The following is a 14,968-nucleotide window of genomic DNA, read 5'->3' as shown; positions in this document are numbered from 1 at the left end:
GTACGCACAGGGCGTCCCCAGCTCGTCCACGGGTGTTCCCCAAGTAGTCCCCAGCTTTTCCCCAAAGTTGTCCCCAAGTGGGGACGGCGTGTTGGAGAGCCGGAGATGGTGTGGGTAACGACAGCGCGGCCGCCGAGGGCCGGAATTTTTGATCCACAGAGTTATCCACAGCTGTGCACTAAGCGTTGCGTGCGCGCTGCTTGATCCGTGTCGTCAACTCGTTGACCTGGTTGTACATCGAGCGCCGCTCGGCCATGAGCGACCGGATCTTACGCTCCGCGTGCATCACGGTGGTGTGGTCGCGCCCGCCGAACTGCTGGCCGATCTTCGGCAGGGACAGGTCGGTCAGCTCACGGGCCAGGTACATGGCGATCTGCCGGGCGGTGACGAGGGCCCGCGAGCGTGAGCTTCCACACAGGTCGTCGAGCGAGACGCCGAAGTATTCGGCGGTTGTGGACATGATGAGGGAGATGGTGATCTCCGGGCTCGCGTCCTCGCTGATGAGGTCCTTGAGGACGATCTCGGCGAGCTGGATGTCCACAGACTGCCGGTTGAGGCTGGCGAACGCGGTGACCCGGATCAGCGCGCCCTCCAGCTCGCGGATGTTCGTCGCGATGCGGCTGGCGATGTACTCCAGCACGTCGGGCGGCGCGGCCAGGCCCTCCTGGATCGCCTTCTTGCGCAGGATCGCGATGCGGGTCTCCAGCTCGGGCGGCTGGACGTCGGTGATCAGACCCCACTCGAACCGGTTGCGCAGCCGGTCCTCCAGCGTCACGAGCTGCTTGGGCGCCCGGTCGCTGGAGATGACGATCTGCTTGCTGGCGTTGTGGAGGGTGTTGAAGGTGTGGAAGAACTCCTCCTGCGTCTGCTCCTTGCCCTCGAGGAACTGGATGTCGTCGACGAGGAGGATGTCCACAGCGCGGAACCGGGAGCGGAACCCGTCGGCCTTGTGGTCGCGGATGGAGTTGATGAAGTCGTTGGTGAACTCCTCGGAGCTCACGTACCGCACCCGGGCGCCGTCGTACAGGCTCTGCGCGTAGTGGCCGATCGCGTGCAGCAGGTGGGTCTTGCCCAGCCCGGAGTCGCCGTAGATGAACAGCGGGTTGTACGCCTTGGCGGGGGCCTCGGCGACCGCGACGGCGGCGGCGTGCGCGAAGCGGTTGCTGGCGCCGATGACGAAGGTCTCGAAGGTGTACTTGGCGTTCAGCCGGGCCGGCTCGCCGGAGGTGCGGCCGCCCCGGGCGTCCCAGCGGTTCTGCCCGGCGCCGGGCACCGGCCCGGAGACGGGGCCCGGCCCGGGAACCGGCTCGGGTTTGGGCGCCGCGGGCGGCTCGGGGGAGTAGCCGCCGGGCCGCTGCGGGCGGTCCGGCGGGGACATGTGCTGCGGAGGCTGTGGATGTGGATACTGCTGGCCCTGTGGATAGTGCTGCCCGTGCGGCTCGGCGTCGCGCCGGATCGGGCCGTCCTCGCCTAAGGGGAAGCGGGGGGCCTGGGAACCGGCCTGTGGATAACCTGTGGATGGCAACTGTGGACGATGGTCGGCCGCCGGCGCGGGGGTGGGGTCGGACGGCGCGGACATGCCGGCGCCGGGATCCACCATCACGGCGATCCGCACGGGCCGGCCGAGCTCCTGCGACAACGCGTGCACGATCAGCGGGCGCAGGCGTACCTCGATGACCTCCTTGGCGAAGTCGTTGGGAGCCGCCAGGAGAATCGTGTCGTTGATGAGGCCGGAGGGCTGCGTCATCTGCAGGAACGCCCGCTGCTGCCCCGAGACGCCCTCGTCGAGCAGGGTCCTGAGCGCCCGAGCCCATACAGCGTTGAGATCGACGCCTTCCATGGCTCGGCCCCTCCTCCCGTTGCGCGGCCCCGCTCGCCCGCCGCGATCCGTGTCGTGTCAGTCCCGTACGCCTCGCGGCACCGGCCCTCGTCCGGATGCCATCCACATATGATCCACATGATGTGCACAGCCCGCGCGTCCTCCCCGGGCACATTCACGCTGATGGGGGGAAGGGCCGGACGGCCGACAGTAGCGGTGTGCGCAACCTGCGTTCAAGGCGTTGTCCACAGCCTAATGGGCCATGGTCGCTCGCCGTACTCGCTTGGCGGCACGGGTGCCGGTTTGACCTGACGTACGGTGGACCCGTAACGTGTCCCGGTCGGCTAATCACGCGACGGCTATTTCGCATGCCCGCGCATCTGACGAGCCGTGACCATGGAATGCACCGCGCCCGCGGAACGCCGCGGACGTACTTGACGCCTGGAGCCCACCCGTGAGCAAGCGTACTTACCAGCCGAACAACCGTCGCCGCGCGAAGACCCACGGCTTCCGGCTGCGCATGCGCACCCGGGCCGGCCGCGCCATCCTGGCCGCGCGCCGCCGCAAGGGCCGCGCCGAGCTGACGGTCTGACAATCAGACGCCGCCCGCCCGTGCCGAGCGGAGCGGGCGGCCGTACGTCGATCGAGGAAGGCCCGGTGCTGCCGTCCGCGTCCCGCATGCGGCGGGGTGACGAGTTCGCCGACGCGATTCGCCGTGGGCGGCGCGCCGGGTGTCCCACCCTGGTCGCACACCTGAACCTGCGCGACGCCGACGAGCCACCGCTGGTCGGCTTCGTCGTGAGCAAGGCGGTCGGTGGCGCCGTGGTGCGGAACCAGGTCAGGCGCAGGTTGAGACACCTCGTGCGGAACCGCCTGCCGATGCTGCCGAGAGGTAGCCTTCTGGTGGTACGCGCCAATCCACCGGCTGCGTCCGCGCGCAGCGAGCACCTGGCCGCCGAACTCGACGTCGCGCTGAGTCGTTTACTCCGGCGGCGCGGGTCCGATTCCCGGGCCCCGACGGATGGACGGTCATGACAGCGCAGCAACCGACCCCGGCAGTGGTGCCCGGGGAGGCCGACCGGCCCGCGACCGGGCCGGTCGCTCGTGTGCTGCTCGCGCTCATCAAGTTCTACCGCGCCTTCATCAGCCCGATGCTGGGGCCGAGGTGCCGGTTCGAACCGTCCTGCAGCGCCTACGGGTTGGAAGCCGTCGCCGTTCATGGAGCGGCGCGCGGGGTATGGCTGACCGTCAGGCGCATCGGACGGTGTCACCCGTTCCATCCTGGAGGTTTCGACCCGGTGCCCCCACGCCGAGTCCGGTCTCACGACGAAACGCAAGGGAGCTAGCTCGGTGGAGCTGCCATTCCTGAACTGGCTGTATACGGCCGTGGCCTGGGTGATCACCCACATCCACGCCGGCTACAGCACATTCATCCCCTCCAGCAGCGGTCTCAACTGGGCGCTGACCATCATCACGCTGACCGTGCTGATGCGTCTGTTGATTTTCCCGCTCTTCATGAAGCAGATGCGCTCGTCGCGCAAGATGCAGGAGCTCGCGCCCAAGGTCCAAGAGCTGCGCAAGAAGTACAAGAACGACAAGCAGCGCATGAACCAGGAGGTCATGCGGCTGTACCAGGAGGGCGGCGCCAACCCGCTGGGGGGCTGCCTTCCGATCGTCGCGCAGTTCCCGATCTTCATCTCGATGTTCACCGTGCTGCGGGCCATCGCCGAGGATCGGGCCGTTTTCGGGATGTCCAAGGAGCTCGTGGAGAGCGCCCGGCAGGCGCACGTCTTCGGAGCTCCGCTGCCGGCGACCTTCTTCACGAGCGCGGCGGACATCGAGCAGTTCGGGGCCGACCCGCTGATCACGAAGATCGTGCTGGCGCTCTTCGTGGCCGTCAGCTCGCTCACCACGTTCCTCACCGTCCGGCAGAGCGTGAAGCGCTCGATGGCGCAGATGCCGGACAACCCCATGGCGCAGCAGCAGAAGATCCTCATGTACATCTCGCCGCTGTTCGCCGTCTTCAGCCTGAACTTCCAGCTCGGTCTGATCCTCTACTGGGTGACCACCAACCTGTGGACCCTCGGCCAGCAGCACTGGTTCTACAGCCGCCACCCCATGCCGGTGGTGGACGAGAAGGGCAACGTCACCACTCCCGAGCCGACGAACGGGATCTTCACCAGGCTGGTGGGGAAGCCCAAGGCGGCGGAGCAGCCTGAGCCGGCACCCGCCCCCAAGATCGTCCGTCAGCAGCCGACGCGCCAGCCTCGCAGCAAGCGCACCGGCAGCAAGAAGTCGTAGGAGAAGGAGAGTCCGGACGTGACCGAAGCTGAGGAGACCCTCAAGCCTGCTCCCGACCTCGAAGCCCTCGAACAGGAGGGCGAGATCGCGGCGGACTACCTTGAGGGCCTGCTCGACATCGCCGACCTGGACGGCGATATCGACATGGATGTCGAGGGAGACCGTGCCGTCGTCTCGATCGTGGGCATCAAGGGCGATGAGCTCGTGGGTCCCGGCGGAGAGGTGCTGGAGGCGCTGCAGGAGCTGACGCGCCTGGCCGTGCACCGCCAGACGGGGGAGCGTTCGCGGCTCATGCTCGACGTGGGCGGCTATCGGGAGCGGCGCCGGGCCGAACTCACCAAGGTAGGCGCCGCGGCGGCCGACGACGTCAAGCGCACCGGCGAGCCGAAGGCGCTCAAGCCGATGACGCCCTTCGAGCGCAAAATCGTGCACGACGCCGTAGCGGCGGCGGGCCTGCGCAGCGAGTCCGAGGGCGAAGAGCCCCGCCGCTTCGTGGTGGTCCTGCCCGCCTGACGCCCTTCACAGTTCCGACGCGGGGAAGCCGCCGGTCCCACATCCGGGACCGGCGGCTTTTCCGTCCTGTACGTGCCTTTGTCCCTGCCCCTCCCGGCCGGCGGACGCCGGATGTACGGCTGGCCGTCGCCGAGGGGGTAAGGACGGTTACCCTTGGCCCAGAGCGTTCATGAATGAGTGAGTGATGACGGAGAGCAACGAGCTGCCCGAGGCGCCCCCGGTGGCGCGAGAGATCTTCACCGGCGAGGCGTTGGAGCGGGCCCGGCTGTTCGCCGAGTTGCTCGCCGGGCCGGGCGTGGTACGGGGACTCCTCGGGCCGCGTGAGGTGTCCCGCATCTGGGACCGGCACCTGCTGAACTGCGCGGTCGTGGAGGAGGCGGTCCCGCCGGACTCGACCCTCGTCGACATCGGCTCGGGCGCGGGGCTGCCCGGGCTCGTGCTCGCGATCGTCCGCCCCGATGTGACGGTGACCCTGTTGGAGCCGCTGCTGCGCCGGACCGTGTTCCTGTCCGAGTGCGTGGATGCGCTCAAACTCGACAACGTGGAGGTGCTGCGCGGGCGGGCGGAGGAACTCGCGCGTAAGCGCGTCTTCGACGTGGCGACGGCCCGCGCGGTCGCGCCGCTCGACCGACTGCTGGCGTGGTCGATGCCGCTGCTGCACGAGGGCGGGGAGCTGCTCGCGATGAAGGGCGAACGGGCGCAGGAGGAACTGGACGCCGCCCGTCCCCAGTTGGAGGCGTTCGGGGTGAGGCACGTCGAGTTGGTCACCGTGGGGCACGGTAAGGTCGAGCCGCCCGCGACCCTCGTTCGCGTCGTCGCCGGACGGTCACCGCGAACGGACACGCGGAGGCGACGAAAGAGGTGAGCCGGTGGCGGACGCCGGATCAGTCGGTGTGACAGCGGGCCTGGGTTGGCCGGAGACCCGGCTCCCCCTACGCTGGGAGATCGCGACAGCAGGCCGGTCCTCCGGGGTGGGCTGGCCTCGTCCCTCTGCTGCGCCGGTCGAAAGGACGACGACCGTGTCCCAGACCCCCCTTAGCCCTGGCGATTCGCCGCTGGTACGAGAGGCACTGAGTTCTGTGGTTTCACGTGAAACAGCCGCACCCCCGCAGGCGGCTGCGCCTTCCGTCGGTTACTCGACGCGCGACGAGGGGGCCTGGCCCCGGCCTTCCCGGTGCCGCGTGATGACGGTGGCCAACCAGAAGGGCGGCGTGGGTAAGACCACCACAGCCGTCAACCTGGCGGCCGCGCTGTCCATGCACGATCAGCGCGTCCTCGTGTTCGATCTCGATCCGCAGGGCAACGCGTCCACCGCGCTGGCGACGGAACACCGGTCGGGGATGCCGTCGGTGTATCAGGTCCTCGTGGACGACATGCCGCTGTCGCAGATCGTGAAGCCGGTCCCCGACATGCCGAACCTGTACTGCGCTCCCGCCACCCTCGACCTCGCGGGCGCGGAGATCGAGCTGGTTCCGATGGTCGGCCGGGAGACCCGTCTGCGTCGGGCGCTGGCCTCGTTCGACGCGATGGAGTTCGACTACATCCTCATCGACTGTCCGCCGTCGCTGGGGCTGCTGACCGTGAACGCCATGGCGGCGGCACAGGAAGTGCTGATCCCCATTCAGTGCGAGTATTACGCCCTGGAGGGGCTCACCCAGCTTCTGCAGAACGTCGAGCTGGTGCGCGCGCACCTCAACCAGACGTTGTCGGTCACGACCATCCTGCTCACGATGTACGACGGCCGGACCCGCCTCGCTTCTCAGGTGGCCGAGGAGGTGCGGTCCCACTTCGGCGACACCGTGCTCGACGCCGTCATCCCCAGGAGCGTCCGTGTCTCCGAGGCACCCAGCTACGGTCAGTCGGTCATGACATACGACCCGGGCTCGAGCGGAGCGCTCGCGTACATGGGCGCCGCGCGCGAGATCGCCTACCGTGCGGCGGCCCTCGCCGGCGCCTGACAACGCCGCCCAGAGCCGCACAGAGCCGCGAACGGCGCGCAGGCCTGGAAGACGACGGCGCGCGGACGAGGCGGCACGATCCAGGTGTCCCGGAGCATGCAGTGCTTAGGGCTATGGGATGCGCTGTGCTGAGACGTCACCGCGCCGGCCGGAAGGTCCGGTCCTCGCGAAGCCCGCTCCGCTGGGCCTTCGCTGCGGTCCTCCCGCCCGCTCCGCTCCTCCCCGGCGATGCGGGGCGTTGGGCGGGTTCGTACACAGCTCGATGCACGGAGACTCATGGGAACGCCGTCACAGCGGTACTCTCTCCTGGTGTGTGCGTGCCGGTGCCCAGTGACCCCGAGTCGCTGGGCACCGCCTTCTGTGCGGGTATGAGGGAGCAGCGGTGAGCCAGCAGCGTCGGGGACTGGGCAAGGGTCTTGGGGCTCTGATCCCCACAGGACCGATCGTCGATCCGGCGTCCATGGCGAGCGTTTCGCCTGCCGGCCCGCCGACGGCTGTGCCGGGGATGGACGTGGCGGGACTGCGTCCCGTGGAGGGCGCCTACTTCCAGGAGATCGAGGTCGACTCCATCTCCCCGAACCCGCGGCAGCCGCGTGAGGTGTTCGACGAGGACCGTCTCGACGAACTCGCGGCATCCATCAAGGAGGTCGGCCTGCTGCAGCCGGTCGTCGTCCGTGCGGTGGACGACGGTCGCTTCGAGCTGATTATGGGGGAGCGGAGGTGGCGCGCCTCGCAGCTCGCGGGGCTGGACCGCATTCCCGCGATCGTCCGGAGCACGCAGGACGATGAGATGCTCCGTGAGGCGCTCATCGAGAACCTCCAGCGGGAGCAGCTGAACGCGCTGGAGGAGGCTGCGGCCTACCAGCAGCTCCTGGACGACTTCGGTGCCACCCACGAGGTGCTCGCCAAAAAGGTGGGACGGTCCCGCTCGCACATCAGCAATACCCTGCGCCTGCTGAACCTCCCGCCCGAGGTGCAGCGCCGGCTGGCGGCCGGAGTCATCAGCGCCGGGCACGCGCGGGCGCTGCTCGCGCTCAACGATCCCGCCGCCCAGGAGCGGCTGGCGAGCCGGATCGTGGCGGAAGGGCTGTCCGTACGGACCGTCGAGGAGATCGTGGCCCTGGGCGAGGCGACGGCGGGACCGGCTCCGCGTAAGCCTCGGGCGAAGAAGCCGACCGCTCCGGCGCTCCGCGACCTGGCGGACCGGCTCTCTGACCACTTCGAGACCAAGGTGAAGGTCGACCTCGGCAGCCGGAAGGGCCGCATCGTCGTCGAGTTCTCCACGATCGACGACCTGGAGCGGATCATCGACACGATGGCACCGGAGGCCGCCAACGCGATGCGCGGCAGGGGCATCACGACCGACTAGGGCGCTGTCCACACTCATGCCGGTTGGGGGAGCGGAGCGGAAGGAAGCGAGGACCGCAGCGAAGGTCCAGCGAAGCGGACTTCGCGAGGACCGGAGGTTCCTTCCGGCGCAGTGACCAACCCCGCCCAGGGCTTGTCGACACCCCGCCAGCCTTACGGTTTCACGTGAAACACGCGCTGAGGGCGGCCAAGTCGCGAGCTGGACCCGCTTCTCGACCTCGCCTCGGCCAAGCCGGGTGCAATGATCGATCCCGCTCAAGGTCGTGGACGTCCGAAGCGATGCCGTCAGAGTGATGGGCGACCCGGGCGACGGCACCGTCTGCCTTTACACCCCTCCAGGCGGAGAGGGATCTCCTTGAAGCCTGGAGGGGTGTTTCACGTGAAACGGCGGTGGGATCAGGCTCGGGTGGCGGCGAGCTCAAGAAGTCCCTTGCACAGGGTGCCGAGGTCTCGGCCTGCGGCCTCCACGGCCATCGGCAGCAGGGACGTCTCCGTCATACCGGGTGCCACGTTGACCTCGAGGAAGTACGGCTTGCCGGAGCCGTCGACGATGAGGTCGGTGCGAGAGAGGTCACGCAGGCCGAGGGCGGTGTGTGCGGCGACCGCCATTCCGGCGCATGCCTCGGCGACCTCGGGGGAGAGCCGGGCTGGCGCGAAGAACTCCGTCTGGCCGGCTGTGTAACGGGCCGCGTAATCGTACACACCCCGGTCGGGCACGATTTCCACCGGCGTCAAAGCGACCGGCCCGTCGCCGAGATCCACCACGGAGACCGCGACCTCCACGCCCTGGACGTACCGCTCGATGAGCGCGGTGTCGCCATAGGCGAAGCAGCCGACCATCGCGGCGGGCAGTTCCTCCGCCGTGCGTACGATGGACGCGCCCAGCGCGGAACCGCCACGGGAGGGCTTGACGAAGAGCGGCAGGCCGAGCCGATCGATGATGCGGGCGAGCACGGCCGTGGCGCCGAGATCGTGGAACGTCTCCTTGGGCAGCGCCACGGAGTCGGGCGTGTTCAGCCCCCAGGAACGGACGACGGCCTTCGCCGTGGGCTTGTCGAAGGAGACCCGGCAGGCGTCCGGCGTCGCGCCCACGTACGGCACGTCGAGTAGTTCCAGCACCGACCGGATGGCGCCGTCCTCCCCGGCGCCGCCGTGCAGGGTGACGAACACCGCGTCCGGCGGGTCCGCCAGCACCGCGGGCACGAAGGTGGCGTCGGCGTCGCGCGTCTCCACGTCCACGCCGACCGCCCGCAGCACCTCCGCGACGCGGCGTCCGGAACGGATGGAGACCTCACGCTCGTAGGAAAGCCCTCCCGCGAGGACGAGCACGTGGCCCAGATCGCTCATGGCGCCTCACCGCCCATGCGGATGGCGGCGCCGGTTCCGGTCCGCGCCCCCCTCCACGGACGCACGGGGGGCGATCCTTGGGTCATCGTTCGCTCGCTCACGAAGAGGGCCTTTCTCGCCTCGAGAAGTCAGTACGGCCAGCCTGAACAGGCTAGTGCCCCGCCCGCGCCGGTGCGTCCCCCGGTACGCCAAGTCGTCCCAGGCAGGCGGTCGCGCACTTCCATCCATAGCGTAGGAGCCGCCCATGAGGTCCCATGGGCGGCTCCTACATCGCGGGGGGCAGCGGCCGTACGCGCTAGGCGAGATCCGGGCTGGGAGTGTCGACGCCGGCGTGTCCCGGCGCGGAGCCGGTGCCGAACGTGTCCCGCAGCCTGAGCTCCTGCTCGATAACGCCCGCCAGGCGGCGCACGCCCTCCTTGATGCGGTCCGGCTCCGGGTAGCAGAACGACAGGCGCATGTTCCGCGCGCCGCCGCCGTCGGAGTAGAAGCCGGTGCCGGGCACGAACGCGACCCGCTCGGCGACCGCACGGGGGAGGATCGCCTTGGAGTTGAGTCCCTCCGGCAGCGTCATCCAGACGAAAAACCCGCCGGCGGGGCGGGTCCACGTGCAACCGGGCGGCATGAGCACGTCGAGCGCGCCCAGGAGCGCGTCACGCCGCTCGCGGTACAGCTCACGGAACGACTTGATCTGCTCACGCCACGGCTGGGTGGCGAGGTACTGGCCGACGGCGAGCTGGGTGAAGGACGAGTGCGACAGCACCGCCGACTCCATGGCCAGGACCAGCTTGTCGCGTACGGCGTGCGGAGCGAGGGCCCAGCCGACGCGGAAGCCGGGGGCGAGGGTCTTGGAGAACGAGCCGAGGTACACCACGCCCTCGGGGTCGTCGGCGCGCAGCGCCCGCATCGGTTCCCCGTCGAACCCGAGCAGGCCGTACGGGTTGTCCTCCACCACGAGGACACCGGCCCTGTGGCAGATCTCCAGCACCTGGCGGCGGCGCACCTCGTTCAGCGTCACACCGGCGGGGTTCTGGAAGTTCGGGATCGTGTAGAGGAACTTGATCCGGTTGCCGGCCGCCTGGAGCGCGTAGATGGTCTGGGCGAGGGACTCGGGGATGAGGCCCTGGTCGTCCATCGCGATGTGCACGACCTTGGCCTGGTAGGCGCTGAACGTCCCGAGCGCTCCGACGTACGAGGGCCCTTCGGCGAGCACGACGTCGCCGGGGTCGATGAAGATCCGGGTGATCAGGTCGAGCGCCTGCTGCGAGCCCACCGTGACGACCACGTCGTCGGCGTTCGCCTCGATGCCCTCCATGCGCATGACCTCGCAGATCTGCTCGCGCAGGGCGGGGTCGCCCTGCCCGGAGCCGTACTGCAGGGCCACGGAGCCGCGCGTGCTGACCAGGTCGGCGACGAGCTCGCTGACCAGGTCGAGGGGGAGCGCGTTGACGTACGGCATGCCGCCGGCGAGCGAGACCACCTCGGGCCTCGACGCGACGGCGAAGAGAGCTCGGATCTCGGAGGCGACCATCCCGGCGGCGCGGGCGGCGTACCGGTCGACGTAGGCGTCAATGCGCGACCCGTGGGCCGCGTTAGTCCGACCGTGATCAAGCTCTTGTGCCACGGTCCACCTCCGATCACGTAGCCAGGAAATCCAGAGTACGGTAACTCGCCACGCCCATCACAACTGGGTATTGACCATCAATGGCCCCTTTTCTTGCATTCCTGCCCCACTGGTTTCGGCCCGGCCAACCCCTTTAATGGTCGTGGGCGGCTGTTCGTGGCGCACCCGCTCCTGCCCTTCCGCTGAGTTACGATGCGACCTGGAGACGCCGTTTTCGCGCGCTTTTCTGGCAGGACTCCTGACGGGGATTGGGGCATCACGTGTCGCGTCGGCTGGTCAACGTCACCCTCGACAATCTCGATGACCTGCCGCGCCGGTGCCGGCGGTGCGTGTTCTGGGAGCTCGACCCCGTCAGCGGCGAGCGGGCGGTGGAGGCGGGCGACCCGGGGCTGGAGAAAGAGGCGTGGATCTCGGCGACCCTGCTCGAATGGGGGAGCTGCGGCAAGATCGCCTATGTCGACGGGGTGGCGGCCGGGTTCGTGCTCTACGCTCCGCCGCTGTACGTGCCACGCTCGGTGGCGTTCCCCACGTCTCCGGTCAGCTCCGACGCGGTGCTGCTCATGACCGCGCACATCGTGCCGGAGTTCACCGGCGGAGGCCTGGGCCGGATGCTCGTACAGGGCGTCGCCAAGGACCTGACCCGCCGCGGCGTACGGGCGATCGAGGCGTTCGGCGACCTGAAGTGGGAGCAGCCGGGCGGCTGCGTGCTGCCCGCGGACTACCTGCTGTCGGTCGGGTTCAAGACCGTCCGTCCGCATCTGCGCTTCCCCCGGCTCCGGCTGGAGCTCAAGACGGCCGTGTCGTGGCGCGAGGACGTCGAGGTGGCGCTGGAGCGTCTGCTGGGATCGATGTCCCCGGAGAGGGCTCTGCGGCCCGTCTGAGGGGATCTCAGGGGCCCGTGTGACCGCCGACGACACAAGAGCCCCCGCCGACGACACAAGAGCCCCCCGCGCGGGCGCGGAGGGCTCTGCTTCCGGTGGTGCCGCCGGCAGCGGCGTCAGATGACGCCGTCGAGCTCGCGCAGCAGCATGGCCTTCGGCTTGGCGCCGATGATCTGCTTGACGACCTCGCCACCCTTGTAGACGTTCATCGTCGGGATCTGGAGCACGCCGTAGTCCCGCGGCGTGACCGGGTTCTCGTCGATGTTCAGCTTGACGATCGTCAGCTTGTCGGCGTGCTCGGTGGCGATCTCCTCGAGGATCGGCCCGACCTGACGGCACGGACCGCACCACTCGGCCCAGAAGTCGACCAGAACCGGCTTGTCGCTCTTGAGGACCTCGGCCTCGAAGCTCGCGTCCGTCACGCTCTTGATCGCGCCCACGGTATCTCTCCCCTTGCGTGAGTGGTGTGGCGGTGCAGACAACCGCGGGGACCGTCCCCGCATTCCCGATGCCGGGGCTCAGGCGTTCAGCGTCAGCCAGCGCTCGGCGTCGAGTGCCGCCGCACACCCGGTCCCGGCCGCCGTGATCGCCTGACGGTAGGTGTGGTCGACGACGTCCCCGGCCGCGAACACTCCGTCGATGTTCGTGCGCGTCGACGGGGAATCGACCACGATGTACCCCTCCTCGTCGAGATCGACCTGACCCTTGACGATGTCGGTGCGGGGCTCGTGCCCGATCGCGATGAACACGCCCCCCACCGGGAGGTCGGTCTCCTCGCCGGTCTTGACGTTGCGTACCCGCACCCCGGACACCCGCTCCTCGCCGAGCACGTCGGCGACCTCGCTGTCCCAGACGAAGCGGATCTTCTCGTTCGCGAACGCCCGATCCTGCATGATCTTGCTGGCGCGCAGCGAGTCGCGGCGGTGGATCACCGTCACCGACTTCGCGAACCGGGTCAGGAAGATCGCCTCCTCCATCGCCGTGTCACCGCCGCCGACCACCACGATGTCCTGGTCACGGAAGAAGAACCCGTCACACGTGGCACACCAGGAGACGCCCCGGCCGGACAGCCGCTTCTCGTTCTCCAGCCCCAGCTCGCGGTAGCTCGAACCGGTGGCCAGGATGACCGCCTTGGCGTAGTAGGTGTCGGTGTAGGTCTTGACGACCTTCGGGTCGGCCTGCAGATCCACCTCGACCACGTCGTCGGCGACCAGCTCGGCGCCGAACCGCTCGGCCTGCTTGCGGAAGTTGTCCATCAGGTCCGGGCCCATGATGCCGTCCGGGAACCCGGGGAAGTTCTCCACGTCAGTGGTGTTCATCAGGGCGCCACCCGCGGTGACCGAGCCCTCGAAGACGAGCGGCCTGAGGTCCGCGCGCGCGGTGTAGACGGCCGCCGTGTAGCCGGCCGGCCCCGACCCGATGATGATCACGTTCCGAACGTCGCTCAACGGACCCGCCTTCTTCGATCCCGGTGGATATGCAGTGCCGTCAACAGATCCTAGGCCCCGGTCATTCCCGGGCCGACCCCTGCCATGACGAAGCCCCCCGGAGGTCGCGGGGGGCTTCGTCACTGCTGATGGTACGGCTCTCGCCGTGTGGTCACTTCCAGCTGGCCAGACCCTCGGGGCGCAGCTTGCGGCACCCGGAGTCCACGACGACCACCCGGACGGCGTTCATGCTCTTGTCCTCCCAGAACGCCATGATGGTGGCCTCGTTGCCGTTGTAGAGGGCCTTGTCTACGCCGATCGGCGTGCGGTCGAGCTCGTTCGAGAACCGCTTGACGCAGGTGTCGAGGTCCTCGTCTTCGTTGGTGCCCGAGCCGGGCGCCACGCCGAAATACCCCAGCAGCGGCCCGCGCAGCTCCCGGCTGGTGTAGTTGTGGCCGCTGGCGTAGGTCGAGTAGGTCAGCGCCTGGACCTTGGCCGGGCTCTGGCCGGGCTCGCCCTGGCTCACCACCTGCTGCGACGGCGAGTCGCCGAGCGAGAGCAGGCCGGTGGCGAGACCACCGCTGCCGATCACCACGGCCGCGGCCGCGGCGGCCACGGCAGGCATGGCCCAAGCGCGCCGTCTGGACGCCTTCCCGCCCGTCGTACGCGTCCCGGAGCGGCGCCTGGCCGGCCGGATCGTGCCGTCGTCGGCGACGACTCCCAGTGGAGCGACCGGCGCGGGCTCGCGCTCCGGCTCCACGGAATCGGCCACCGTGGTTTCGACCAGAGGCTCGACCGTCTCCCACGGAACGCTCTCCAGCGGAGCGCTGTCCCAGGGGGCGTCCCGCATGATGCGGTCCCAGTCCGGAGCCTCGGCGGCCAGCGCCCGGTCTATGCGCCTGGCGACGCCCAGAGGCATCGCAGGCACCGGCATCGCCGCCAGGACCTCGCGGACCGCGGCCAGGTCGGCAAGACTCTCCCCGCAGGGGTCGCAGACCGCGAGATGCTCGCGGACCCGCCGGGCCGTCGTGTCGTCGAGGAGACCCTCCGCCAGCTCGGCGAGAACCTCCAGGTCGTAGTGCGTGTCACCCGTCACGAAGTTCTGCTCCCTTCCCGGATGAGACGCGAGTGAGGTCAGATCGGTTCCGTAGATGCGAAAGAATCGGGGCGAGTTTCGCGCGGCCCCGCGCACAGCGGCTCTTCACCGTGCCCGGGGGGACCCCGAGCACCGCCGCCGCGTCGTCCACCGCGTACCCCATCATGTCGACCAGCACGAGAGCCGCCCTCTGGTCGGGCGGCAGCAGCTTCAGCGCCGCCGTGACCTCCAGGGAGACCTCGCGCTCGCCCGCGTGGTCGGTGGCCGGGGTCTCGCGCTCCGCGGCCTCGATGAGCTCGTCGTCGGCGATCGGGCGCACCGACTTGCGGCGCATGCGGTCGAGACAGGCGTTGACCACGATGCGGTGGAGCCACGTCGTGACCGCCGCCTCGCCGCGGAAGCTGTCCGCCTTACGGTACGCCGAGACGAAAGCGTCCTGGACCGCGTCGGCCGCCTCGTCGGGATCGCCGAGCGTACGCAGGGCGACCGCCCACATCCGGTCGCGGTGCCGCCTGACGATCTCGCTGAACGCGTGAGGGTCACCGCCGAGATGGCGGGTCAGCAGATCGGCATCGGACATCGCGCGGCGCGCATGCTCAGCCGTCGGGGGATTGTCTGGTGGGGAGTTCACAAGTCC

Annotated in this window: 16 protein-coding genes; 9 read left to right on the top strand and 7 right to left on the bottom strand. The window is 69.2% G+C overall.

What is annotated here, in order from left to right; translation table 11 throughout:
* Positions 1-178 precede the first annotated feature (178 nt).
* A complete protein-coding gene (gene dnaA / locus HHX41_RS04720) occupies positions 179-1,840 on the bottom strand; it encodes a chromosomal replication initiator protein DnaA (RefSeq protein WP_182904945.1) in 1,662 nt (553 codons plus the stop codon).
* Positions 1,841-2,273: 433 nt separating this feature from the next.
* On the opposite strand from dnaA, the gene rpmH reads away from it, so the two are divergent.
* The 8 genes from rpmH (at position 2,274) to HHX41_RS04680 (ending at position 7,960) form a co-directional block, all read left to right on the top strand.
* Positions 2,274-2,411 carry a 50S ribosomal protein L34 gene (rpmH, locus tag HHX41_RS04715; protein ID WP_015772801.1) on the top strand — a complete coding sequence of 46 codons (138 nt, stop codon included), beginning with the start codon at positions 2,274-2,276 and terminating at the stop codon, positions 2,409-2,411.
* Between the two features lie 65 nt (positions 2,412-2,476).
* Positions 2,477-2,854: a ribonuclease P protein component gene (rnpA, locus tag HHX41_RS04710; RefSeq protein WP_169983598.1), complete on the top strand. Its 378-nt coding sequence runs from the start codon at positions 2,477-2,479 to the stop codon at positions 2,852-2,854.
* Positions 2,851-3,165 carry a membrane protein insertion efficiency factor YidD gene (gene yidD / locus HHX41_RS04705; RefSeq protein WP_169983599.1) on the top strand — a complete coding sequence of 105 codons (315 nt, stop codon included), beginning with the start codon at positions 2,851-2,853 and terminating at the stop codon, positions 3,163-3,165. Before rnpA ends, yidD begins: the two co-directional genes overlap by 4 nt.
* 4 nt (positions 3,166-3,169) lie before the next feature.
* A complete protein-coding gene (yidC, locus tag HHX41_RS04700) occupies positions 3,170-4,120 on the top strand; it encodes a membrane protein insertase YidC (protein WP_169983600.1) in 951 nt (316 codons plus the stop codon).
* 18 nt (positions 4,121-4,138) lie between these two features.
* On the top strand, positions 4,139-4,633 hold the full coding sequence (locus HHX41_RS04695; protein ID WP_182904944.1) for a R3H domain-containing nucleic acid-binding protein: 495 nt from the start codon (positions 4,139-4,141) through the stop codon (positions 4,631-4,633).
* Positions 4,634-4,817: 184 nt separating this feature from the next.
* Entirely contained in the window at positions 4,818-5,498 is a 681-nt protein-coding gene (gene rsmG / locus HHX41_RS04690; protein WP_182904943.1) for a 16S rRNA (guanine(527)-N(7))-methyltransferase RsmG, read from the top strand.
* 319 nt (positions 5,499-5,817) lie between these two features.
* Positions 5,818-6,591, top strand: a complete 774-nt coding sequence (locus HHX41_RS04685; protein WP_169983603.1) for a ParA family protein — start codon at positions 5,818-5,820, stop codon at positions 6,589-6,591.
* Positions 6,592-6,973: 382 nt separating this feature from the next.
* Complete coding sequence (locus tag HHX41_RS04680) at positions 6,974-7,960, top strand: ParB/RepB/Spo0J family partition protein (RefSeq protein ID WP_182904941.1); 987 nt, start codon at positions 6,974-6,976, stop codon at positions 7,958-7,960.
* 395 nt (positions 7,961-8,355) lie between these two features.
* Here HHX41_RS04680 and HHX41_RS04675 read toward each other — a convergent pair whose 3' ends face one another.
* Both HHX41_RS04675 and HHX41_RS04670 read right to left on the bottom strand, forming a co-directional pair.
* Positions 8,356-9,306 (bottom strand): D-alanine--D-alanine ligase, encoded by a 951-nt coding sequence (locus HHX41_RS04675; RefSeq protein ID WP_182904940.1) that lies wholly within the window; start codon positions 9,304-9,306, stop codon positions 8,356-8,358.
* Between the two features lie 295 nt (positions 9,307-9,601).
* Complete coding sequence (locus HHX41_RS04670) at positions 9,602-10,834, bottom strand: PLP-dependent aminotransferase family protein (RefSeq protein WP_169983810.1); 1,233 nt, start codon at positions 10,832-10,834, stop codon at positions 9,602-9,604.
* Between the two features lie 353 nt (positions 10,835-11,187).
* Between HHX41_RS04670 and HHX41_RS04665 the strand changes: the two genes are divergently transcribed.
* Entirely contained in the window at positions 11,188-11,808 is a 621-nt protein-coding gene (locus tag HHX41_RS04665) for a GNAT family N-acetyltransferase (RefSeq protein WP_142573380.1), read from the top strand.
* Positions 11,809-11,924: 116 nt separating this feature from the next.
* On the opposite strand, the gene trxA is transcribed toward HHX41_RS04665, so the two are convergent.
* The 4 genes from trxA to sigM all read right to left on the bottom strand — a co-directional run bounded on the left by trxA (position 11,925) and on the right by sigM (position 14,911).
* Positions 11,925-12,248 (bottom strand): thioredoxin, encoded by a 324-nt coding sequence (gene trxA / locus HHX41_RS04660; protein ID WP_310741774.1) that lies wholly within the window; start codon positions 12,246-12,248, stop codon positions 11,925-11,927.
* Positions 12,249-12,326: 78 nt separating this feature from the next.
* Positions 12,327-13,256 carry a thioredoxin-disulfide reductase gene (gene trxB, locus HHX41_RS04655; RefSeq protein ID WP_182904939.1) on the bottom strand — a complete coding sequence of 310 codons (930 nt, stop codon included), beginning with the start codon at positions 13,254-13,256 and terminating at the stop codon, positions 12,327-12,329.
* A 151-nt stretch (positions 13,257-13,407) separates the two neighbouring features.
* On the bottom strand, positions 13,408-14,331 hold the full coding sequence (locus HHX41_RS04650) for an anti-sigma factor (protein ID WP_182904938.1): 924 nt from the start codon (positions 14,329-14,331) through the stop codon (positions 13,408-13,410).
* Entirely contained in the window at positions 14,321-14,911 is a 591-nt protein-coding gene (sigM, locus tag HHX41_RS04645) for an RNA polymerase sigma factor SigM (protein WP_169983608.1), read from the bottom strand. The genes HHX41_RS04650 and sigM overlap by 11 nt, the downstream gene beginning before the upstream one ends.
* Between the last annotated feature and the right edge of the window lie 57 nt (positions 14,912-14,968).

It is taken from the genome of Microbispora sp. H13382, assembly GCF_014161445.1.
Lineage (GTDB): Bacteria > Actinomycetota > Actinomycetes > Streptosporangiales > Streptosporangiaceae > Microbispora.
This window is presented reverse-complemented; position numbering and strand designations above follow the sequence as displayed.